This is a genomic window from Marinimicrobium sp. C2-29, assembly GCF_038419845.1.
Taxonomy (GTDB): Bacteria; Pseudomonadota; Gammaproteobacteria; order Pseudomonadales; family Cellvibrionaceae; genus Marinimicrobium.
Genome location: NZ_JBCAQT010000015.1, coordinates 84,402 through 106,137 on the forward strand (window position 1 = coordinate 84,402; position 21,736 = coordinate 106,137).

22 protein-coding genes are annotated in these 21,736 nt (G+C 61.4%); 7 read left to right on the forward strand and 15 right to left on the reverse strand.

The annotated features are described in order from the left end of the window. Positions 1-83: 83 nt before the first annotated feature. From rdgB to AAE484_RS14785, 11 genes are all read right to left on the reverse strand, one after another. On the reverse strand, positions 84-686 hold the full coding sequence (rdgB, locus tag AAE484_RS14735) for an RdgB/HAM1 family non-canonical purine NTP pyrophosphatase (RefSeq protein ID WP_341939184.1): 603 nt from the start codon (positions 684-686) through the stop codon (positions 84-86). A gap of 20 nt (positions 687-706) precedes the next feature. Beyond that, on the reverse strand, positions 707-1,240 hold the full coding sequence (locus AAE484_RS14740; protein WP_341939185.1) for a DUF4426 domain-containing protein: 534 nt from the start codon (positions 1,238-1,240) through the stop codon (positions 707-709). A gap of 41 nt (positions 1,241-1,281) precedes the next feature. Next, the gene (locus tag AAE484_RS14745) at positions 1,282-1,683 is read right to left on the reverse strand and encodes a DUF4168 domain-containing protein (protein ID WP_341939186.1); all 402 of its coding nucleotides are present in this window, start codon (positions 1,681-1,683) and stop codon (positions 1,282-1,284) included. A gap of 220 nt (positions 1,684-1,903) precedes the next feature. After that, positions 1,904-3,292 carry a sigma-54-dependent transcriptional regulator gene (locus tag AAE484_RS14750; protein ID WP_341939187.1) on the reverse strand — a complete coding sequence of 463 codons (1,389 nt, stop codon included), beginning with the start codon at positions 3,290-3,292 and terminating at the stop codon, positions 1,904-1,906. Beyond that, a complete protein-coding gene (locus AAE484_RS14755) occupies positions 3,289-4,773 on the reverse strand; it encodes a sensor histidine kinase (protein WP_341939188.1) in 1,485 nt (494 codons plus the stop codon). The genes AAE484_RS14750 and AAE484_RS14755 overlap by 4 nt, the downstream gene beginning before the upstream one ends. Before the next feature lie 33 nt (positions 4,774-4,806). Beyond that, on the reverse strand, positions 4,807-5,400 hold the full coding sequence (gene metW, locus AAE484_RS14760) for a methionine biosynthesis protein MetW (RefSeq protein ID WP_341939220.1): 594 nt from the start codon (positions 5,398-5,400) through the stop codon (positions 4,807-4,809). A gap of 11 nt (positions 5,401-5,411) precedes the next feature. Next, on the reverse strand, positions 5,412-6,566 hold the full coding sequence (metX, locus tag AAE484_RS14765) for a homoserine O-succinyltransferase MetX (RefSeq protein ID WP_341939189.1): 1,155 nt from the start codon (positions 6,564-6,566) through the stop codon (positions 5,412-5,414). An 80-nt stretch (positions 6,567-6,646) separates the two neighbouring features. Then, positions 6,647-8,650 carry a dynamin family protein gene (locus AAE484_RS14770; RefSeq protein WP_341939190.1) on the reverse strand — a complete coding sequence of 668 codons (2,004 nt, stop codon included), beginning with the start codon at positions 8,648-8,650 and terminating at the stop codon, positions 6,647-6,649. 183 nt (positions 8,651-8,833) lie between these two features. Next, a complete protein-coding gene (locus tag AAE484_RS14775) occupies positions 8,834-9,424 on the reverse strand; it encodes a YggT family protein (RefSeq protein WP_341939191.1) in 591 nt (196 codons plus the stop codon). Positions 9,425-9,460: 36 nt separating this feature from the next. Beyond that, positions 9,461-10,291, reverse strand: coding sequence for a pyrroline-5-carboxylate reductase (gene proC / locus AAE484_RS14780; RefSeq protein ID WP_341939192.1), 831 nt, complete (start codon positions 10,289-10,291; stop codon positions 9,461-9,463). A gap of 82 nt (positions 10,292-10,373) precedes the next feature. Continuing rightward, positions 10,374-11,072 carry a YggS family pyridoxal phosphate-dependent enzyme gene (locus AAE484_RS14785; protein ID WP_341939193.1) on the reverse strand — a complete coding sequence of 233 codons (699 nt, stop codon included), beginning with the start codon at positions 11,070-11,072 and terminating at the stop codon, positions 10,374-10,376. A gap of 100 nt (positions 11,073-11,172) precedes the next feature. Between AAE484_RS14785 and AAE484_RS14790 the strand changes: the two genes are divergently transcribed. After that, positions 11,173-12,207, forward strand: coding sequence for a type IV pilus twitching motility protein PilT (locus AAE484_RS14790; protein ID WP_341939194.1), 1,035 nt, complete (start codon positions 11,173-11,175; stop codon positions 12,205-12,207). 208 nt (positions 12,208-12,415) lie between these two features. Continuing rightward, the gene (locus tag AAE484_RS14795) at positions 12,416-13,564 is read left to right on the forward strand and encodes a PilT/PilU family type 4a pilus ATPase (protein ID WP_341939195.1); all 1,149 of its coding nucleotides are present in this window, start codon (positions 12,416-12,418) and stop codon (positions 13,562-13,564) included. A gap of 4 nt (positions 13,565-13,568) precedes the next feature. Here the strand turns inward: AAE484_RS14795 and ruvX are convergent, their stop codons facing one another. From ruvX to gshB, 4 genes are all read right to left on the reverse strand, one after another. Continuing rightward, entirely contained in the window at positions 13,569-13,976 is a 408-nt protein-coding gene (gene ruvX / locus AAE484_RS14800; protein WP_341939197.1) for a Holliday junction resolvase RuvX, read from the reverse strand. A 16-nt stretch (positions 13,977-13,992) separates the two neighbouring features. Further along, the gene (locus AAE484_RS14805; protein WP_341939198.1) at positions 13,993-14,589 is read right to left on the reverse strand and encodes a YqgE/AlgH family protein; all 597 of its coding nucleotides are present in this window, start codon (positions 14,587-14,589) and stop codon (positions 13,993-13,995) included. Between the two features lie 102 nt (positions 14,590-14,691). Further along, the gene (locus tag AAE484_RS14810) at positions 14,692-15,600 is read right to left on the reverse strand and encodes an energy transducer TonB (RefSeq protein ID WP_341939199.1); all 909 of its coding nucleotides are present in this window, start codon (positions 15,598-15,600) and stop codon (positions 14,692-14,694) included. Next, complete coding sequence (gshB, locus tag AAE484_RS14815; protein ID WP_341939200.1) at positions 15,597-16,550, reverse strand: glutathione synthase; 954 nt, start codon at positions 16,548-16,550, stop codon at positions 15,597-15,599. Before gshB ends, AAE484_RS14810 begins: the two co-directional genes overlap by 4 nt. A 373-nt stretch (positions 16,551-16,923) precedes the next feature. Between gshB and pilG the strand changes: the two genes are divergently transcribed. From pilG to AAE484_RS14840, 5 genes are all read left to right on the forward strand, one after another. Beyond that, a complete protein-coding gene (pilG, locus tag AAE484_RS14820) occupies positions 16,924-17,319 on the forward strand; it encodes a twitching motility response regulator PilG (RefSeq protein ID WP_024461427.1) in 396 nt (131 codons plus the stop codon). A gap of 137 nt (positions 17,320-17,456) precedes the next feature. Then, positions 17,457-17,828: a twitching motility response regulator PilH gene (gene pilH / locus AAE484_RS14825; protein ID WP_341939201.1), complete on the forward strand. Its 372-nt coding sequence runs from the start codon at positions 17,457-17,459 to the stop codon at positions 17,826-17,828. A gap of 42 nt (positions 17,829-17,870) precedes the next feature. Continuing rightward, the gene (locus tag AAE484_RS14830; RefSeq protein WP_341939202.1) at positions 17,871-18,413 is read left to right on the forward strand and encodes a chemotaxis protein CheW; all 543 of its coding nucleotides are present in this window, start codon (positions 17,871-17,873) and stop codon (positions 18,411-18,413) included. A 100-nt stretch (positions 18,414-18,513) separates the two neighbouring features. Continuing rightward, positions 18,514-20,793, forward strand: a complete 2,280-nt coding sequence (locus AAE484_RS14835) for a methyl-accepting chemotaxis protein (RefSeq protein WP_341939203.1) — start codon at positions 18,514-18,516, stop codon at positions 20,791-20,793. Positions 20,794-20,860: 67 nt separating this feature from the next. Then, on the forward strand, positions 20,861-21,724 hold the full coding sequence (locus AAE484_RS14840; RefSeq protein ID WP_341939204.1) for a CheR family methyltransferase: 864 nt from the start codon (positions 20,861-20,863) through the stop codon (positions 21,722-21,724). The last annotated feature ends 12 nt before the right edge of the window (positions 21,725-21,736 follow it).

Below are 21,736 nucleotides of genomic sequence, written 5' to 3' on the forward strand. Positions count from 1 at the left end.
GGGATTATTATTGACGGGCGAGCCCTGGTCCTGGCCGTTATTTATAATACGATTCTGGAGTTTATTTTAACCTTTGGCGCATTTCAAGGCTGGGCGGGGGCTTTCAAAGCCTCCAGCAACGCCCGGGTGGCGATGGCCCGGTGGCTCAAGCGCGATTTGGTTTCTTTGCCCAGCTCGGCGGCACTGCACTGATGCTCGGGGACCAGAAACAGGGGGTCGTAACCGAACCCGCCGCTGCCCCTGGGCTCGGTGAGAATACGCCCCGACCAGTGGCCGCTGCAGATCAGGGGCGTGGGGTCGGCGGGGTGGCGCAAAAAGGCGAGCACGCAATGATATTGAGCTCCGCGCTGGGCTTCGGGTACGCCCTCCAGCTCGCTCAACAGCTTGTGGTTGTTGTCGGTATCGCTGGCATCGGCGCCGGCGTAGCGGGCCGAGTAGATACCGGGTCGGCCGTCGAGCGCGTCCACGGCCAGACCGGAGTCATCGGCCAGTGCCGGCAGCCCGGTTTCGGCGCTGGCATGGCGGGCCTTGAGGATCGCATTCTCAACGAAGGTAAGGCCGGTTTCCTCGGCGCTCTGGACACCAAACTCTCCCTGGGACCGCACCTGGTAGCCACAGTCGGACAGCAATTGCTGGAATTCCCTGAGTTTGCCGGCGTTGCCGCTGGCGAGTACCACCGTTTGCATAAGCAGGATCCTGTGCGTGTCTATTTTTCCAGGTACAGTTTCTGGGAAAAACTCAGTTCAAAGGGGCGCTCGGCTCCCTCCGGTTGTATCTGAAGACGGAAGTTGTACATCTCTTCGTCGGTATGACGCACCGTGGCGATGTAGTAGGTCGCATCCCCTTCGTCAATCTCCCGGAATTCCAGATTCTGCGTCTGCTGTAGCAGGTTACTCGCCGTGCCGCTGACTTCGGCGGGTAGCCCCAGGTTGGACGCCTCACCACCGGTGCGGGCCACGCTGACATTGACCAGAGCCCGATCCCGGGCCCGATTCAGCTGGTAGGTGCTGGCAATATCGGCGCGCACGAAGGTGCTGTTGAACACACTGTAATAGACCTGATAATCCCCGAAGGATTCAGAGCCGCTCTGGGCCTGGGCGGTCAGAGAAAGACAGAGGCTGGCCAGCAGGCCGCCAAAGGTGGTGAGCAATCGTTGGATCATGGTGCGCTCCGGGGTGTAGAGAATCAGCCCGAAAGTGTACCGCAAGAGGGGCGTGGCTAGAAACAAAAACGGGAGCACTTGGGCTCCCGTCAGATCACGTTGCGCGTGCCGCGCCGGCTTTACTGCTCTACGCGAGCCGTCAGCGCTTCTTCGATCTGGCCGCGCAGCTCTTCATCCTGGCTGGCCTGATTGGCGATCTGCTGATACTCGGAGATGGACAGGCCGGACTCGCTCACCGCTTCCTGCATTTCAGTCTGAGCTTGCTGCTGGAGCTCGGTGGCCTTTTCGGGGTCTTCCACGGCCTGCAGCTTCTGGGTGTATTCCTGGTTGATGCCCTGGACGGCCATGTAAGCGTCAACGAAGTTTTCAACGTCTTCGCTGCTGACGTCAATGCTTTCGGCTTGCTGCGGGGCCGAAGCACCTTGCTGCGCTTCACCCTGGGCGGTGGCAGTACCGGCCGCCAACAGCAGGCCGGCGGCAGCCAGCAGGGCGAGTACGGGGTTTTTGATTGAGTGGCTCATGGTGAATCTCCTCACAGGTAGTTTGGAAGGGGCTTCTCGGAGCCCCGCTGTCTAGGTTTGCGACCTATGGTGAGTAGTCTGCAATGGCTATGCCAGGTTGTTAAAAACAGCCTAACCGATTGATATTGTTGGTTTTATGGATTTTAACGATGTCGGGAGCCCATCCGCGCCGCTGGTCCCTGGCGCTCATGTGCCAATCTGGCACATCCCATTTTGTTGTTTACGCATCGGTTTCCAGCCAGCGGTACAGGGTGCGACGGCCAATATTGAGGATGTCGGCGGCCCGTCGTTTGTTGCCCTCGACCTGGTTCAGGACGTAGTGAATGTAGCTGCGCTCCACGGCTTCCAGGGGCACGATCTGGCCGTCCCGGGTGGGCGGCTCCCATTGTTCTCCCGAAGTGGGTTCAGGCGTGGGAGCGCTCTGTTGCACCCGGGGCGGTAGATGATCCGGGCCAATATGGCTGTCGGTGCAGAAGGTGACCGCGCGCTCGATGATGTTGGCCAGCTCGCGCACATTGCCGGGGAAGGGGTAGCGCTTGAGCAGCGCCAGAGCATCACTGGTCAGACCGTCCACGGGCATCTGGCGGCGTTCATTGAACTGGTTGATCAGGTGAGCGATGAGCCGTTCGAGATCGTCACCACGCTGGCGCAGGGGCGGCACTTCGATCGCGAAAGTCTCGAGTCGGTAGTAGAGGTCCTCGCGGAAGCGTCCTTCGGCCACCTCCTCGGGCAGCTCCCGGTTGGTGGCCGCGATAATGCGCACGTCCAGCGCCTGCTCGGTATTGCTGCCCACCGGTCGCACCCGGCCGTCCTGGAGGGTGCGCAGGAGGCTCGACTGCATTTCCAGTGGCATTTCGCCGATTTCATCGAGCATCAGGGTGCCGCCATTGGCGGCGGCGAAGAGCCCCCGGCGGGCCTTGCTGGCACCGGTGAAGGCACCGGCGGCATGGCCGAACAGTTCGCTCTCGAGCAGGTTGGCGGCGATCCCCCCGCAGTTGATGGCGACAAAGGGCCCATCGCGCCGGTCGCTCTCGCGGTGAATGGCCCGGGCCACCAGCTCCTTGCCCACGCCGCTTTCACCGGTGATCAGTACCGGCGCATCGGCCTGAGCGATCTGGCGGATCTGGGTGAACAGCTGGCGCATGCTCGGGCTGCTGCCGATCATGCCGTGGAACTCGCCCTGATCCAGCAGGCGGCGATAATAACTGAGCTCCTGCTCCAGCTGCTGGCGCTGCAGCGTCCGGGTGACCGACAGGCACAGGTGCTCCAGGTCGAGCGGCTTGGTCAGAAAGTCATCGGCGCCGCGCTTGAGCGCATCGACCGCCTGGTCGATGGTGCCAAAGGCGGTGATCACGATGAAACTGGGGGTCACGGGCAGCTGTCGCAGCTCCTCGAGCAGATCCAGGCCGTTGCCATCGGGCAGGTGCAGGTCGCTGATCACCAGCTTGGGGGCCTGATCCTGCAGAAACTGTTGGGCGCTGGCCATATCGCCCAGCCCGATGCACTCGTGCCCGGCGTCAGTCAGCTCTTCCAGGAGCAGCTGCCGCAGGTCGGGGTCGTCCTCCAGAATCAGGATATCAGAGGGGTTCTGTGCTTTGGGGCTGCTCATTCGGACGAGGTCTCGTTCAGGGTTGTGGGGGAATTGAAGGGCAGGAACAGCTCAAAACGGGCGCCGCCCAGGTCACTGTTACCGACTTCAATCTGGCCGCTGTGTTCCGTCACCACGGCATTGACCACTGCCAGCCCCAGGCCGGTACCGACCCCGACGGGCTTGGTGGTGACAAAAGGTTCGAGCAGTTGATGGCGCACCTTGGCGTCGATGCCGGGGCCGTTGTCCTCCACGGTGAGGTGGATTCCCTCGGGTGAGCAGATCCAGCTCAGACGGACCCGACCGCCAGGCGTGGCCTGCACGGCATTGCGCAGCAGGTTGATCAGCGCCTGTTCCAGACGCAGCCGGTCCGCCTGCAGAGGGGGGCACTGAGCGTCGCCTCGGGTCTCGATCTGCACTTCCTGTCGCTGACGCTCGCCTTCCACCTGCTGCAGGGAGGATTGTATCAGGTCATTCAGGCGCACCTCCTTGCGCTCGGGGGTGACCGGGCGGGCGAAGTCCATCAGTTGCCGGATAATGCGCTCCATGCGCTGAAGCTGCTGGCGGATGTCATGCAGAGGCTGACTGTCCTGTTCGCTGGTGCGTCGCAGGGCGCGCTGGGCCTTGCCATCGGCCACGCTCAGGGGGGTGCCCAGCTCGTGCGCCACCCCGGCGGCAAAGCGGCCGATCGCCGCCAGCTTTTCGTTCTGATGCAGCTGGCTCTTGAGCTCGTATTCCTTTTCCCGCCGGGCGCTGATTTCCCGTTCGGAGGCGACGATACTGTCGAGCATCCGGTTGATGCCCTCGGACAGAAAGCGCAACTCGGTGGGGCCCTTGGTCTCCAGGCGATTGTCCCGACGGCCGCCGGCAATCTGGGCCATGCTCTGGCCCATGGCCTTGATGTGGCGACCAATGGCGCGCTGGTAGCCGATCCACACAATCAGCAATACCAGCAGCGCGGAGCCCGCAAGAACGCCCACGGCGCGGGCCCGGAATTCGCGGATCTGCTGAACGAAGTCACTGCCCCGGCGGGTCACCTGTAGCAGACCGTTGATACGGCCACCGCTGTCGGTCAGCGGCATGAAATAGGAGAACACCGCCTCGCCCCCGATTTCCTCAAACCCCCCCTGCTCGCTGCCCTGGGAGGCCAGGTCGGCCGCCTCAATGTCCTGGACCTGCACGTTGCTCGGGCCCTGGGCGGTGATGCGCTGCCCGTTCCGGTCGTAGACATACACCCCGTAGACGCGACCGATATCCCCGGCCGAGGTGACGGTGCGTCGCAGGGTTTCCTCGTGGCCGTTTTCCAGGGCGTAGCTCAGGGGGCGACGGATCGAGCGGGCGATCAGCTCAATGTCCTCCTCCATGCCGGCCTCGGCCACCTGTTCCAGCTGACGCAGACTGAAGCCCCCGCTGATGATCATCACGATCAGAAAGGGGGTCAGCACGAAGGCCAGCAGGGCCGTGCGGATAGTGTAAATACCAAAGGGTCGGCTTGAGCTCATGGGCCCTGGGCTCCCGGTTGTGGGCGAGCGGTTCTACTGAGCTTTACACAAATGATAGATCGCCGTCTCACCAAACAGGTTGGGTGACAGATCTTTGAGCCAGTTGAGTGACTGTTCGTTCACTACCTGGCGGTGCAGAACGGTAATGTTTTTCTCCCGGCACAGCACTTCAAAATCCCGGAAAGTACAGAAGTGGATGTTGGGGGTGTTGTACCACTCGTAGGGCAGTAGGTCCGACACCGGCATCCGACCCTGCACGGCCAGGTGCCAGCGGGCGCGCCAGTGGCCGAAGTTGGGGAAGGTGACGATACACTCCTTGCCCACACGCAACATTTCATCCAGCACTTTGTGGGGGTAATGCATGGTCTGGATGGCTTGGGCCATGATCACGGTGTCGAAGCTGTCATCGGCGAAGTTCGCCAGGCCCTGATCCAGATCCTGCTCGATCACATTCAGCCCTTTGTCGATACAGGCATTGATCTGGTCCGGATCGATTTCCAGGCCGTAACCCGAGGCATCTTTGTGATCCCTGAGGTACTTGAGGAGGGTGCCGTCGCCGCAGCCCAGATCGAGAATGCGGCTCCCCCGGGCGATCCAGTTTTCCAGTTCGGTCTGGTCCAGGCGCATGGTGTGATTGTTCATGCGTTCACCTCCCGGGCCACGCCGGCCATGTAACGGGTAAAGGCTTCCCGGTACCGGTCGCTGGGCAACAGGAAGGCGTCGTGACCGTAGGGTGAATCGATGGCCGTGTAGGTCACCGGCTGCTGGGCGCCGAGCAGCGCGTCCACGATTTCTCGCGAGCGGTTCGGGGCAAAGCGCCAGTCGCTGCTGAACGAGACCACATAAAACCGGCAGCGGGCGTGGCGGAAGGCCTCCACCGGGTCGTGGTCGTATTCGCGCGCCAGATCGAAGTAATCCAGCGCGCGGGTAATCAGAATGTAGCTGTTGGCATCGAAGTTGTTGGCGAAGTTGTCGCCCTGGTAGCGCAGGTAGCTTTCCACCTGAAACTCGACCGGATCGTACTGGCCGCGCAGGAAGCTGCCGCTGCGCAGTTCGCGCCCGAATTTCTGCCCCATGGCGTAATCGGACAGGTAGGTGATGTGCCCGATCATGCGCGCGACCGCCAGTCCGCTTTTGGGCAGGGTGCCCTTCTCCAGATAGCGACCCCCTTCAAAATTGGGGTCGGACATGATGGCCTGGCGCGCGGTTTCGTTGAAAGCGATATTCTGGGCGCTGAGCTTCATGGCCGAGGCGATCACCACGGCGTGGCGCAGGCGCTCGGGGTGCTCCAATGCCCAGCGCATGACCTGCATGCCCCCGAGGCTTCCCCCTACCACGGCGGCCCAGCAGTTGATGCCCAGAGCGTCGGCCAGGCGTGCCTGGCTCTCGACCCAGTCGCGCACGCGCAGCATCGGGAAGTCCGGACCCCAGGGTTTTCCGGTGTCGGGTTTGGTGCTGCGCGGGCCGGTGGAGCCACTGCAGCCACCGAGGTTGTTGGGGCAGACCACAAAGAAGCGATTGGTATCGATCGCTTTGCCCGGGCCGATGTAGTTGTCCCACCAGCCGGGTTTGCGATCGTCCATGCTGTGAAAACCGGCGGCGTGGTGGTCGCCGGACAGGGCGTGACAGATCAGTACCGCGTTGGATTTGTCGGCATTGAGCTCGCCGTAGGTTTCGTACACCAGTTCGTGGCGCTCGAGCGTGGTTCCGCAGGCCAGCGTCAGCGGCTCAGTGAATGCCATCACCTGGGGGGTGACCAGGCCGACTGAGTCGTTGGGTAGGGTTTCGGGCATGGGCGGTCTCGGTCCTGCGCTCGTAATAAAGCGGCAAGTCTAAAGTTGCGCCGCCCCGGCTGCAAGCGCCGGCGGTTCGCTTATTGGGCCAGCTGCGCCTCGCGGACCGCGTCCAGAGAGACCACCGCGGCTCTTTCGCTCTGCTCCGGGGCCGGCTGTTCGGGTTCGGGCACTGGTGGCAGAGGCCACACCAGGGGGTGCAGCTGCTCCAGCGCCAGCTGCACTTCATTGATGTTCACGCGCAGCGCGCGGACCTGCTCGGTGTGACTCTGTTGCTGGGTCTGCATACGCGTGAGGCGCAGCATACGATGCTCCAGCAGTTGGCGCTGATACTGGTTCTGATGGAACAGCGGCGCCAGCCCCTGGGCCAGCCAGTCGTCCACCTGGCGGTTCAGTTGCTGCCAGAGCTCGCGCGCCTCGCTCACAAGAGTGCCGATGAAGCGCTCGATCAGAACGGGTTTCAGGCTCAGAACGCTGTTCAGGGATGCCCGAAACTGGTCGGCGCGCTGTTGCAGCTGGCGTAACTGGCGACGCTCCGCCCCGATATCAAGCAGATGCTGCTGGAGCGACTGCGACTGGTCCGCTCCGTGTTCCGGGCGTTGATAAATGGAGCTCAATACGCGGTTGGCGCGCTCCACTTCCCGCTCCAGGTGGCTCATCTGACTGTCGAGCCAGTCGAACAGCTCGGCCATCACGCGCGACAGACCCACCGTGGTCCAGCTCAGACCCAGGCGCCGGCGGGTGGCCTCGATTTCGCTCTGCAGTCGCGACATGTGAATGGCCTGGGTCAGGGCCGGTCTCTGTTTTTCCAGCAGCATCTGGCTGGTGCGCAGCGACAGGGCCTGTTTGTGGTACTGGCGATGGCTGGTGCGGATGGTTTCGCGCAGTTCCCGGATCAGTTCGCTGTTGTCTTTTTCGGTGCTGGCGCGCACCAGTTGCAGTTCTTCTTCGGCATCGGACAGATGGCGCTCCAGGCTCTGATGCACGTTGGTGATCATGGCCTGGCTGTCTACAATCTGGCGGTGTTCTTCCAGCTGTTTGCGGTTGCGCTCGACCGTGTGCGCCAGTGCCTGTTCCAGCTGCGGAAAACCGCTCTTCTCCCAGTTGTCCTCCTGTCGCCGCGCGCGTGCCAGAAGCGCGTGCTTGGCCGACAGAGGCAATACCTGGGCGTTATCCAGCTCCAGCTGTCGGGCGGTCTGCTGACACAGCGTCTGGATCATCTGCCGGGTCTGCTCCGGGGCGTAGAGGTCATCCCAGAGACTGTCCACCTTGTTGAGCAGGGTCAACACCGCCGTGCCGCGACTGCGGGTCAGGTCCTGGATGTGGTCCCGCCAGAGGGTCAGGTCGCTGGCGGTGACGCCGGCGTCGGCGGCCAGCAGGAAAATGATGGCCTGGGCCTGGGGCAGGACCTTAAGTGTCAGCTCCGGCTCATTGCCCAGGGCATTGAGCCCCGGTGTGTCGATGATACGCAGCCCCCGGCGCAGCAGGGGATGATCCAGGCTGATCAGCGCGTGGCGCCAGTTGGGCACAGTCACCCGGCCTTCGTGATCGCGCTCGCCCCGGGCTTCGGCATCAAAGCCGAGCGCCTGCGCCTCCTCGGGTGTGACCCAGCGGCTGGCGCAGACCTGCCCCAATGCCGCCCGCATCTGATCGGGCGATTCGGGGTCGAAGGGCACTGTGACCCAGTTCTGGGGAATCCGTTTGAAGCTCTGCAGGCTGACTCGACTGCGCCGGGTCTCAATGGGCAGCAGGCGTACGCAGTTGGGGTACTTGGGATCGCAGTAAATTTCGGTGGGGCACATGGTGGTACGCCCGGGCTGGGAAGGCAGAATGCGCTGCGGTTGATCGCCCATCAGCAGGGCGTTGATCAACTCGGTCTTGCCGCGGGAGAACTCGCCCACGCACACCAGAGTGAAGCTGTCGTTATCCAGCAGTTGGCGGGCGCCTTTCAGGCACTGGCGCACCTCATCGCTGACAAAGCCGTGATCCTGTATCCACTGCTCAAAGCCGCCCAGGCGCCGGTTCAGTTTCTGGCGCCACTGGTGGTACTGGGTCATCTGGTGGTACAGCGCTCGGGTATCCATAAGTCGGCCTGTCGGATTTTATTCTGATGGGCTTTGGTGCCGCATTTTGGTGCACCATTGGACACCGACAGTGGGGACTGGGCCAATGCCTTTTTGCCCCAGCGGGCGCTGACGCAGACAGACGGTCGTGCCCGAGCGTCGCGCCAGCTGATTCTAGCGCGACGAAAAAAGAGGGGGAACGGCTCAAAGGCCCAGAAGCAGACCGCCGGGCATGCCCACGGACCGGGCGAGCTCCGGGACCAGGTAGCCATTGAAAATATGCAGGACCATGAAGGCGAATATCGGAGTGATATCGATTCCGCCCATCGGGGGGATCAGTTTCTGAAAGGGCGCCATGACCGGAGCGACCAGTTGCCGCACGAGCAACAGGGCCGGATTCTGGCTGAACGGTGCCACCCAGCTGGCGACGATGGAAATGATCAGACACCAGAACAGGATGGTCAGCGTCATCGACACCAGGCCCACGGCCGCCCAGGCAACGGTGTAGAGCGGGTTGAGAAAGCCCAGCCCGGCGATCACCAGTAAGAGTTGAATCAGTATCCACTGGACCAGCAGCGCCAGGAACAGGGAGGCAAAGTCGATCCCGAAAAAACCGGGAATCACTTTGCGCAGCGGCATCAACAGGGGGTTGGTGGCCTTGGCGATAAACTGGGAGATGGGGTTGTAAAAATCGGCCCGCACCAGCTGGAACAGAAAGCGCAATAGCACCAGCATCAGATACATGGTGCCCAGGGTGCGGATGACGTAAATGCCGATTTCGGCGGAGGTAGACATGGCGTTGATTCCTCTAGCGTAAAGTCGTTGAGCGCTCTATTGCGCCAGTTCGCGCGACAGTGTGACGGAGCGTTGGGCACAGGCGTCCATGGCGCGCTTGAAAGTCGCGCGCAGCTGGTCCTGTTCAAAGGACTGGATCGCCACCTCGGTGGTGCCGCCGGGCGACATGACGCGCCGACGCAGCTCGTCCACGCCCACCTCGCTGCTCTGGGCCAGGCGCGCCGCCCCCAGGGCCGTCTGCAATGTCAGCTCGGTGGCCGCTTCGCGCTCCAGGCCCAGATCCACTCCGGCGTCAATCATCGCCTCCATCACCAGGAAGAAGTAGGCCGGCCCCGAGCCCGACACCGCGGTCACGGCGTTGATCAGGTCCTCATTGTCCAGCCACTGAACCAGGCCGACGGCACTCATGATCTGTTCGGCCGCCGCCCGCTGCTCGGCACTGGTATGAGCGTTGGCGTAGAGGCCGCTGGCACCGGTTTTGACCAGCGACGGGGTGTTGGGCATGCAACGCACGATGGCCTGATCCTCTCCCAGCCACTGGCTCAGGCTGGCGCCATCGATGCCGGCGGCGATGGACATGATCAGGGGCTTGTGTTCGAGCGCCGGGCGCAGGTCTTCGGCCACACCCCGCAATACCTGGGGCTTGACCGCCAGTACCACCACCTCCGCCGCTCGGGCGATCGCTTGGTTCTCCCCGGTGTTGATGCCGAAGTCTGTGGCCATCTGCTCGAGCGTGTCGGCCGCCCGGTCGCTGGCGCTGATCCGCTCGGCGGGGTAGCCCTCCTGAAGCAGGCCGCCAATAATACTGCGTGCCATGTTGCCCGCACCGATGAAGGCGAGGCGGGGGTATTGGGCGCTTTCGGTCATGGTCAATCCTGTTGTTGGTCGTGTTCGGTTGCCTGCTGGGCGTTTCGAGTCCGCCATAGTATGCCCTAACGGGCCCGGTTGATCACGGTTGCGCCGGCTCTCTGGGGCCGAAAATATCCGTGCCGACGCGCACCTGGGTGGCCCCCTCCGCCACGGCCGCCTCCAGGTCGGCGGACATGCCCATGGACAGGGTGTCGAGGGTCAGGCCCCGGGCGTTGAGCGACTCCATCGCCTCACGCAAACGGGCGAAGCTGGCGCGTTGGTCGTTGAAGTCGGTCTGGGGCGCCGGGATGGCCATCAGCCCGCGCAGCGTCACGGCCGGCATCTCGTTGACGGCCCGGGCCAGCTCGGGTAGTTGTTCGAGGCTGATGCCGGCCTTGCTCGGTTCATCGTCCAGGTTGACCTGCAGACAGATCTGCAGGGGTGGCTCGGAGGCCGGGCGCTGGTCACTCAGGCGCCGGGCGATTTTTTCCCGGTCGACGCTGTGCACCCAGGCAAAATGTTCGGCAATGGCCCGGGTCTTGTTCGACTGTATGGGACCGATAAAATGCCACTCCAGGTCGGGCAGATGGGCCAGGGCCGCCTGCTTGTCCAGCGCCTCCTGCAGGTAGTTCTCGCCAAAACGCCGCTGTCCCGCCCGATAGGCCTGCTCCAGCGCCTCGGCCGGCCGGGTTTTGCTGACCGCGATCAGAGCCACCTGCGCCGGGTCCCGCCCGGCCTTTTCGGCTGCGGTGCGAACACGGGCGGTGACATTGTTGAGCTTCTCGTCTATCTTTTGCATATCTGTCCCGGTTCAGGGCATGCTGTGGCGGTAAGATAACAGCCGAAAAAGGCGCCGCGAGCGACAGCTAACACCACTCAAAGAAAAGTAAGGTAGCAGTATGGATATTACGGAACTCCTGGCCTTCAGCGCCAAACAGGGCGCTTCAGATTTGCACCTCTCCGCGGGTCTGCCGCCGATGATTCGGGTAGACGGCGACGTCCGGCGCATCAATTTGCCGCCGATGGAGCACAAGCAGGTGCATAGTTTGATCTACGAGATTATGAATGACAAGCAACGCAAGGACTTCGAGGAGTTTCTGGAAACCGACTTTTCGTTTGAGGTTCCCGGGGTGGCCCGCTTCCGGGTCAACGCCTTCAACCAGAACCGGGGCGCCGGCGCGGTATTCCGTACCATTCCCTCCAAAGTGCTGACCATGGAAGAGCTGGGCATGGGCCAGGTGTTTCGCGATATCTGCAGCGTCCCGCGCGGGCTGGTACTGGTGACCGGGCCCACCGGCTCGGGCAAGTCCACCACCCTGGCGGCGATGATCGATTTCATCAACGACAGCAAATACGAGCACGTCCTGACGATTGAGGACCCCATCGAATTTGTGCACGAAAGTAAAAAATGCCTGGTGAACCAGCGCGAAGTGCACCGCGACACCCACGGCTTCTCCGAAGCGCTGCGCTCCGCGCTGCGCGAAGACCCGGACATCATCCTGGTGGGCGAGCTGCGTGACCTGGAAACCATCCGCCTGGCACTGACCGCGGCGGAAACCGGTCACCTGGTGTTTGGCACCCTGCACACCACCTCGGCGGCGAAAACCATCGACCGGGTGGTGGACGTGTTCCCGGCCAATGAAAAGTCCATGGTCCGCTCCATGCTGTCCGAGTCGCTGGAGGCGGTGGTCTCCCAGACACTGATGAAAAAGAACGGCGGCGGACGGGTGGCCGCGCACGAGATCATGCGCGGCACCTCGGCCATCCGCAACCTGATTCGCGAAGACAAGGTGGCGCAGATGTACTCGGCCATTCAGACCGGCGCCTCACTGGGCATGCAGACCATGGACCAGTGCCTGGCCGACCTGGTGGCACGGCGGGTGATCCTGCGCGAAGTCGCGCGCGAAAAAGCCAAGATGCCCGATAACTTTTAACCTGGTGTGGGAGTTCAGATCTGGTCGCCTTGCGGGCCAACCCCTTTCCGGGACACGCTGTGAATACATCCCTGTAAGCTCGACGTCGGCATCCATGCCTTCGACGGTCCCGGAAAGGGGTTGGCCCGCAAGGCTCTGTGCCAAAGAATGAATTCCGAGCCCAGCACTTGAGTTTCACCGAACAACCACTTAACCAGCGGATATTACTATGGATTTCGATCGCCTTTTATCGCTCATGGTCGAGAAAGGAGCCTCGGATCTTTTCATCACCGCGGGCGTGCCGCCCTCGATCAAGGTCAATGGCAAAATCGTGCCCGCCACCACCTCGCCACTGCCGCCGGAAAAGGCGCGTGAAGTGGTACTGGGGGTGATGAACGAAAAGCAGCGGCGCGAATTTCTCGACAACAAAGAACTGAACTTTGCCATCAGCGCCCGGGGCATTGGCCGTTTTCGTGCCAGTGCCTTTTACCAGCGCAACCTGGCGGGCATGGTGCTGCGCCGCATCGAGACCACCATCCCCGAAATTGACGATCTGGGCCTGCCGGATGTGATCAAGGATCTGGCCATGACCAAGCGCGGCCTGATCCTGTTTGTGGGCGCCACCGGTACCGGTAAGTCCACCTCACTGGCCTCGATGATCGGCCACCGCAACCGCAACAGCAAAGGCCACATCATCTCCATCGAGGACCCCATCGAATTCATTCACCAGCATCAGGGCTGCATCATTACCCAGCGGGAAGTGGGGATCGATACCGACTCGTTTGAAACCGCACTGAAAAATACCCTGCGCCAGGCGCCCGATGTGATCCTGATCGGTGAGGTGCGCACCCGGGAGACCATGGAGCACGCCATCGCCTTCGCCGAAACCGGCCACCTCTGTCTGGCAACCCTGCACGCCAACAACGCCAACCAGGCGCTGGACCGGATCATCCACTTCTTCCCGGCGGACCGGCACCGGCAGCTGTGGATGGACCTGTCGCTGAACCTGCGCGGCATTGTGGCCCAGCAACTGATTCCCACCCCGGATGGCCAGGGGCGTCGGGCCTGCCTGGAAGTGCTGCTCAATACGCCGCTGGCCTCGGATCTGATCCGCAAGGGCAACGTCAGTGAGCTGAAAGAGTTGATGAAAAAATCCGGCGAACTGGGTATGCAGACCTTTGATCAGGCCCTGTACGAGCTGTACGACGGTGGCGAAATCACCTACGAAGATGCGCTGAGTTACGCCGACTCGCCCAACGACCTGCGCCTGATGATCAAGCTCGGTTCCGAGACCGATGCCGCCTATCTGTCCAATGCGGCGGATGAGCTGTCGATTGAAGGTGACGACGAGGGCAAGGACAGCGGAAGGGTGTTTTAGGTAACTACAGGCTGCCCAGGTAGGTCTCAACAATAATGCGCGCGGCGATGGAGTCCACGGGGTTTTTACCGTAGTCGCGCGAGCCGCCGCGCGCCATCACTTCGCCTTTGGCCTCAAAGCTGGACAGGCGCTCGTCCACCATCTCCACCGGTAGGCCAAAACGCCCGTGCAGCCGGTTGGCAAACTTGCGCGCCCGCGCCGAGAGCTCGCTCTCGGTACCGTCCATATTCAGTGGCAGTCCCACCAGCACCCTCTCCGGGCGCCAGTCGCGCAGCAGCGTCTCAATTTCGGCCCAGTCGGGGATGCCGTCGCGGGCGCGCAGCGGTGCCTGCGGTGAGGCGGTGCCGGTCAGCGTCTGGCCGGTGGCCACGCCGATGTTTTTCAGCCCGTAGTCAAAGGCGAGCAGTTGCACCTGGTAGACCCTTACGCTAAGCGTGGCCAGCGGTGGCGGAGATCAGATTCAGGTCGAACCCCAGATGATTGGCGGCCGCTGCCCAGCGCTGTTCCGCCGGAGTGTGAAACAGGATGTGCCGGTCGGCCGGCATGGTGAGCCAGGCGTTGGCGGCAATCTCTTCTTCCAGCTGCCCCGCTTCCCAGCCGGCGTAGCCGAGCGCGACCAGGCAATTGGCCGGGCCCTGGCCGGCGGCCAGCGCTTCGAGAATGTCGCGCGAGGCGGTCATGCTCAGATCATCGGCAATGGGCAGGGTGGACTGCCAGCGGCTGGTGTCGTTGTGCAGCACAAAGCCGCGTTCGACCTGGACGGGACCGCCGTTGAGAACGGATTGCTCGCCCATATTCTGGGTGTCTTCCAGCTCGAGCTGCTGGAAAATGTCCCCGAGGGTCAGGGGCATGGTGTTGTTCAGCACGATGCCCATGGCGCCCGAGTCGCTGTGGTCACAGATGTAGGTAATACTGTGCGCAAACGAGGGGTCCTGCATGCCGGGCATGGCGATCAGAAAATGATCACGCAGGCTGTCAGCGTTGCTGAGGTCGGTTTTGTCTTGGGAAAAAATAGGTTCATTCATACCTGAAGTATTGGGGGAATGGCGGCGGAAAACAAGCGCTGTCCGAAAATTTTGTGCAGCGGGTTCAGCTCGGTACTCACTCAACGCTTACTCACTCAACGCTTACTTGACGCTCGTCGACAGTCCGGCAATTTCGAAATTCCAGGTCCGGATGATTTCCAGCCGGTCGTACTCCTTGCGGATTTCCCGGGGGAAACTGTTGAATGGAGCCGACAGGTGCACAATCTGCACGGCGGCCTGGTCCAGGATCGCCTGACCGGAGGACTGCAGAATGTCCACCTCGTGGATGGTGCCGTCCGGGTTGATCGCCACCGAGAGCCGCAGGCTCCCGGTGATGCGCCGGTTGAGCGCCTCTTTGGGGTAATGGCGATTGCCGGTGCGCTCGATCTTCTGGCCCCAGTTGTGCAGGTACTCGGCCTCGAACGAGGAGCGGGTGGCCACTGAGGTCAGCCGGCGGATACGGGGGCGCTTGGCGTATTCCTGCCGCTGGCGGTCGAGCTTGGCCTGGAGGCTGGCGATTTCCTGGCTGAGCAGCGGTTGCTCCTCCACCAGCCCCTCCCGCTTTTGCTGTTCCTCCTGGTCTTCGGGCTCCAGCTCCTCGGTGGTTTTGCGCTCGCTCTCGCCGGTGGTGGCGATCAGCGTCCGCTCCTGGCGCTCCTTGGGGGTGGTGGCCTGGACCTGGGGGCTGGGGTTGATGTCCCGCACCTGGGTATCGGCAAATTCGGCCTCGCGCTCGGTGGTCAGTTGGCGCGCCTCTTCCTCGGTGCCGCTCGCCTGCTGGTTGTGTTGTGCCAGATAGTCGGCCTCGTCCGGCTCGCGGTTTTCGCGGTGGCTGGCGAGGGTCACATCCAGCGTCGGGGCCGCCTGTCCGGGGTCGGGCAGGGTGAAAGACACACCGAACACCAGCAGGGCGTGGACCGCCAGCGCCAGGAACAGGGTAAAACTGAGCCGGTCACCGGTATCGACCGGTGCGTTGGGCGGGGTGTTTTCGGTGGTGTTCTGTTCGGTCATTGCTTCGCCAGGTGTCGTTCAATGGCATCCATCAGGCGGGCGCCGATTCGGGTGTCCTGCGCCTTGTCGATCTCGCGTACGCAGGTGGGGCTGGTCACGTTGATTTCTGTCAGATAGTCGCCGATCACATCCAGTCCGACAAAAATGAGCCCCTTGCGCTTGAGGGTGGGGGCGACCTGCTCGACGATCCAGCGGTCCCGGTCGGTCAGCGGCTGGGCCACGCCGCGCCCGCCCGCGGCCAGATTGCCGCGGGTCTCGCCGCTGGCGGGAATGCGCGCCAGGCTGTAGGGCACCGCCTCGCCATCGACCATCAGAATGCGCTTGTCCCCCTGCTTGATTTCGGGGATGTAGCGCTGAACCATGACCATCTGAGTGCCGAAATCGGTCAGAGTTTCCAGAATCACGCTGACATTGGGGTCATCCTCCCGGCAATGGAAAATGCTGCTGCCGCCCATGCCGTTGAGCGGCTTGAAAATGACATCTTTGTGCTCCCGGTGAAAGGCGCGCAGGCGCGCCGGGTCGCGGCTGACCAGAAGCGGCGGGCAGCACTGGGGGAACTGGGTGGCAAAGATCTTCTCGTTGCAGTCGCGCAGACTCTGGGGGTCGTTGACCACCAGCGAGCCCTCGCGCTGGGCCGCTTCCAGAATGTAGGTGCTGTAGGTGAACTCGCTGTCAAAGGGCGGGTCTTTGCGCATCAGCAGCACGTTCAGCTCGGACAGGCGCCGGTCCTGGCGGGGCCCCAGGGCGTACCAGTCGGCTTCGTCATCGGCAACCCGCAGCGGGCGGGTAGAGGCGCGCGCTTCACCCCGGTCAAGGTAGAGGTCGCTCTGTTCCATGTAGTGCAGCTCCCAACCCCGCTCCTGAGCGGCCAGCAGTAGCGCCAGGCTGGTGTCCTTGTAGAAGGTGATATCGGCTATGGGGTCCATGATGACGCCAACAGAGATGCTCATAGAATTCGGCCCGGGTCGCGAAAGGAAAGGGTGAGTTGCCGCCTGCGGCTATGCGCGCTAAAGTTAAGGCTTGGAAGCGATTTACGCAAGTGTTGATCGCCGGAGTTGGCCCCATAATAGCAGGGCATAACAAAAGCAGAACACTAACGAAATTCTTATATATTCAAATGCTTATAGATCTACCTTAAAAACTGTGTTAAAAGTTGGGGTAATGTGTGCTGTTGCTGGATCAGACGCCATTTTTGAGGGTTTAATCCTAAAAATGTGATACCCGTCACAAAGCTGGCAGCGAATATAACAAAAACGCATTGTTGTGCTGGGCTAAAGTAGCATCACAATCACAACGGTGCGGAAAAGGCGAAGGTCGGTATTTATGGACGTTAGTTTGGAAAGCCTTAAAGTGATGGTGATTGACGATAGCAAGACCATTCGTCGCACCGCCGAAACCCTGTTGAAAAAGGCCGGTTGCACCGTGGTCACCGCGACCGACGGCTTTGACGCGCTGGCCAAGATTGCCGATACCCGCCCGGACATCATCTTTGTCGACATCATGATGCCCCGTCTCGACGGCTATCAGACCTGTGCGCTCATTAAAAACAACAGCGACTTCAAGCGCACACCGGTCATCATGCTGTCCAGCAAAGACGGGCTGTTTGACAAGGCCAAGGGCCGCATCGTCGGTTCCGATCAGTATTTGACCAAGCCGTTCAGTAAGAGCGAGCTGTTGGGCGCCATTGAGGCCCACGTAAAGCAGGCTGAGGCCTCCTGAGCGTCAGATACGGACAAAACCGGGTAAAAAGGTCCTGCATTACACACGTTTAAGAGTGTCGGACTCAGTCCCACTTCGCCGCCGACTTTCATTCTGATCCACCGGATTTTCATTGACTCATTGTTCTTGGGGTATTTATGGCCAGAGTATTAATCATCGACGATTCACCGACCGAAATCTATAAACTCAGCTCCATGCTGGAAAAACAGGGCCATGAGGCGCTGACGGCCGAAACCGGCGAAGATGGTATTGCCCTGGCCAAAAAAGAGCTCCCCGATGTGGTGTTGATGGATATCGTGATGCCCGGACTCAATGGTTTCCAGGCGACCCGCCAGTTGAGCAAGTCACCGGAAACGGCCCATATCCCGGTCATCATCGTGACCACCAAAGACCAGCAGACCGACCGGGTCTGGGGCATGCGTCAGGGTGCGAAAGATTTTCTGGTCAAGCCGGTCACGGCCGAGACCCTCAATGCCGCCATCGTCAAAGTGGCTCAAGTGACCCAGTAGAGGTTGAGTCTGTGCCCGATGATTTTCAAATAGGCGGTCGATATGTCTGATTCCCAGACGGCATTCAAATCCCTGGTGGAGCTGGCCGAGCGCAGTCGGTCGGCGGCCCGGGGTCTGCCTGCCCAGCTGGATATCCGCCCCTACTGGAGCGGCATCGGCTTCATGCTGATGGGACAGCGCTTTGCGGTCCCGTTGGGGGAAGTCTCCGAGATGCTTGAAGTGCCGCCTTTCACCCACCTCCCGGGCGTGCAGACCTGGGTGAAAGGGGTGGCGAACGTTCGTGGCCGCCTGCTGCCGGTGTTTGATATGGCGGCCTTCTTTGGTGGGCAGTTGACCGCCGGGCGCAAGCAGCGGCGTGTGCTGATCCTGGAGACCGAGTCGCTCTACAGCGGATTGATGGTAGACCAGGTGTTTGGCATGCAGCACTTTCCCACCGACGAATTTCAGGAGGAAGCGGGTCCGGTGGATGCCAATATCCAGCCCTACACCGCCGGCAGTTACGAGCAGGACGGACAGCGCTGGACGGTATTCCGCCCGGCGTTGCTGGCGCAGGATCCGCGTTTCATCAATGCCGCCAAAGGCTAGCGGCCAGCATGGCTTGTCTGGGACGTGAAAGTCCGGCAGGTTATTTTATTAACGGGCAGGAACAACAATAAGACGTTACGTCATTTTCAGGAGTGCATACATGAAATCCGATTCCAGAAACTTGTTTACCAACGTCCGGGCCAACCCGGCGATGGTCGTTCTGGTGGTCTTGCTAGTGGGCTTCCTCGTGTTGATCCCCATTACTTATGTAATGGTGCAGGAAGGGCTGGAGCGAGACCAGCAGTACCTGCAGCAGACGGCTGAACTGCGAGCCCAGGCCTACCGCCTGACCGCTCTCTCCCGGGAGGCGATTGAGGGTGACGAAGCGGCCTTTGAGGAGCTCGACACGGTGGTGGGCACCATGGAGAGCACCTGGAGCTCGCTGCGCTCCAGTGACCCCACCACTCGCTCCGAGTTGAATCAGGAGTTCGCTGACTACAACCAGGTCTGGAGCGAAGTACAGGACAATGCCAATACGATCCTGGACAACCGGGACACGATTGTCTTTCTGAACGAAGTCGGTCGCACCCTGAACGACTCTCTGCCGGAATTGCAGGCTGAGCACAACAACATTGTCGAGATTCTGCTCGAGAGTGACGCCCCGGCCGAACAGGTCTCCCAGGCGCAGATGCAGAGCTGGCGCGCCGAGCGCATCGGACGGAACGTGGATAAAATGTTGCGTGGTGACGCCGACGCCCAGCGCGCAGCCGATCAGTTCAACCTCGATGCCAGCATCTACGGCCGTGTGCTGAGTGCCATGCAGGAAGGTGACGAGGCCATGCGTATCAGCCAGATCACCGACGAGGAAGCGCAGGAGAGCCTGGCCGAAATCGCCGAGTTGTTCGATTTTGTTAACAGCTCCGTTCAGGAGATCTTTGAAGGCTCGCCCGCCTTGCTCGATGCCCTGCAGGCCAACGAAGCACTTCTTGATGACACCCCGGCGCTGCTCGAAGCGCTGTCCGATATTTCCGATAAAATTGACGCCCAGGCCTCGGTGCGCACGCCCAACAACATGCATATTCTGGCATTGGCGGTCGCGGCGGTTCTGTCCATTGCCGGCATTGGTATGCTGTTGTACCGCGGTACCCGCCGTCGCCTGCTGGAGACGGCCGAAACCAACGAGCGCAACCAGAACGCGATTCTGCGACTGCTGGACGAACTGGCCGATCTGGCCGATGGTGACTTGACTACCACCGCCACAGTGACCGAGGACTTTACCGGTGCCATCGCCGACTCCATCAACTTCACCATTGACCAACTGCGGGTGCTGGTCGCGCGCATTAACGAGACAGCGGTGAACGTATCGGCGGCGGCTCAGGAAACCCAGCAGACCGCACTGCACCTGGCCGAAGCCTCCGAGCACCAGGCCCAGGAAATCGCCGGCGCCTCGGCAGCCGTGAATGAAATGGCCGTGACCATTGACCAGGTATCGGCCAACGCCTCCGAATCGGCCGCGGTAGCAGAACGAGCGGTATCCATCGCGACCAACGGCGCCAAGGTGGTGCAGAACACCATCCACGGCATGGATACCATTCGCGAGCAGATTCAGGACACCTCCAAGCGGATCAAACGTCTGGGTGAGTCCTCGCAGGAAATTGGCGACATCGTAAGTCTGATTAACGATATTGCCGACCAGACCAACATCCTCGCTCTTAATGCGGCGATCCAGGCCTCCATGGCCGGTGACGCGGGCCGCGGCTTTGCGGTGGTTGCGGATGAGGTGCAGCGCCTGGCGGAACGTTCCGCCGGTGCGACCAAACAGATTGAGGCTCTGGTAAAAACCATTCAGAACGATACCAACGAGGCGGTTATCTCGATGGAGCAGACCACCTCTGAAGTGGTTCGCGGGGCGCGCCTGGCACAGGATGCGGGTGTCGCGCTGGAAGAGATTGAAACGGTATCCAACAACCTCGCCGAGTTGATCCAGAACATCTCGAACGCGGCCCGCCAGCAGGCGTCGTCCGCCGGTCACATTTCCAACACCATGAACGTGATTCAGGAAATTACCACTCAGACCTCCGCCGGTACCGGCGCCACCGCCCAGTCCATTGGTAATCTGGCGGAAATGGCGTTGGATCTGCGCGAGTCCGTCGCCGGCTTCAAGCTTCCCGAAGAAGAGGCCGAGGCGGCCGAGCAGATCGCCAGCGCTCAATATTCGGGCTACTCCCCGTCGGATGATGAGTCGGGCCCCGGTGCGGGAAGCGACCTCGACCTGGGTGAAGAGTCGGAGTCCGACTACGAGCGCTACGCCTCAGTGGACAGTGATGATCTGGACGACTCGGATATCATTGATCTGGATGACGAAGTGCTGCCGGAAGAGGACGAAGAAGACTCTGACGGCCGCGGCTCCAGCAAGCGCTCTGATCGCGAGCTGGTGTAAACCGGTATTGGGAACGCCGGCGGCCTTGAGTGCATCGGGCCCCGGCAAAAAGGTTTAGAGAACCCCTATGGTGTGGTCCCTGCAGGCGCCGTCCGACTTGTCCGATCATCAGTTTGTTCAGTGGAGCAAACTGCTGGAGGAGCGGACGGGCATACAATTGTCGAGTCAGCAAAAGACGCTGCTGCAATCGCAGGTGGCGAGGCGTATGCGTGAACTCGGCTGTAGCGACTACAACCAGTATTTTGAGCAGGTTACCGATGGTCTCCCGGGCCTGATGGAATGGTCGGTTCTGGTGGACCGGTTGACGGTCAAGGAAACCAGTTTTTTCCGCCACCGTCCCTCGCTGGAATACGTGCGCCGCTATCTGCAAAACCGGATCAACAATCGCAAACTCGACAAAAGCTTCGATATCTGGAGTGTCGGTTGCGCCAGTGGTGAGGAGCCCTACTCCCTGGCCATGGTGGCCAACGATTGCTTTGAGCTGGCCGCACTCGATCCCTACTACGGTATTACCGGTACGGATATCAGCCAATCGGCTCTGGAGCAGGCGCGCACCGCCGACTATGCCAAACGCAAGCTCGAGCCCCTCTACCCGGACGAAATCAGCCGCTACTTCAAGCGCACCGATGATGAGCGCTTCGTCGTGGCGGAAAAGCTGCGCGACCGGGTCTGCTTCAGTCAGGGTAATGTTACCCGGATCAATTCCATGCCCCTGGTCAAAATGGATGTGATCTTCTGTCAGAATCTTCTGGTCTATTTCCGTCGCTGGCTGCGGCGGGACATACTCAACGCCTTTGCGGATCGGCTCAAGCCCGGTGGCGTTTTGATTATCGGTCTGGGCGAGGCTGCAGACTGGGAACACCCGAGCCTGCGCCGCGCCATGGGAACCGAGGTTCAGGCCTACATCCGCGACGAGCGACAAGAACAATGAGGAATGCTCCGC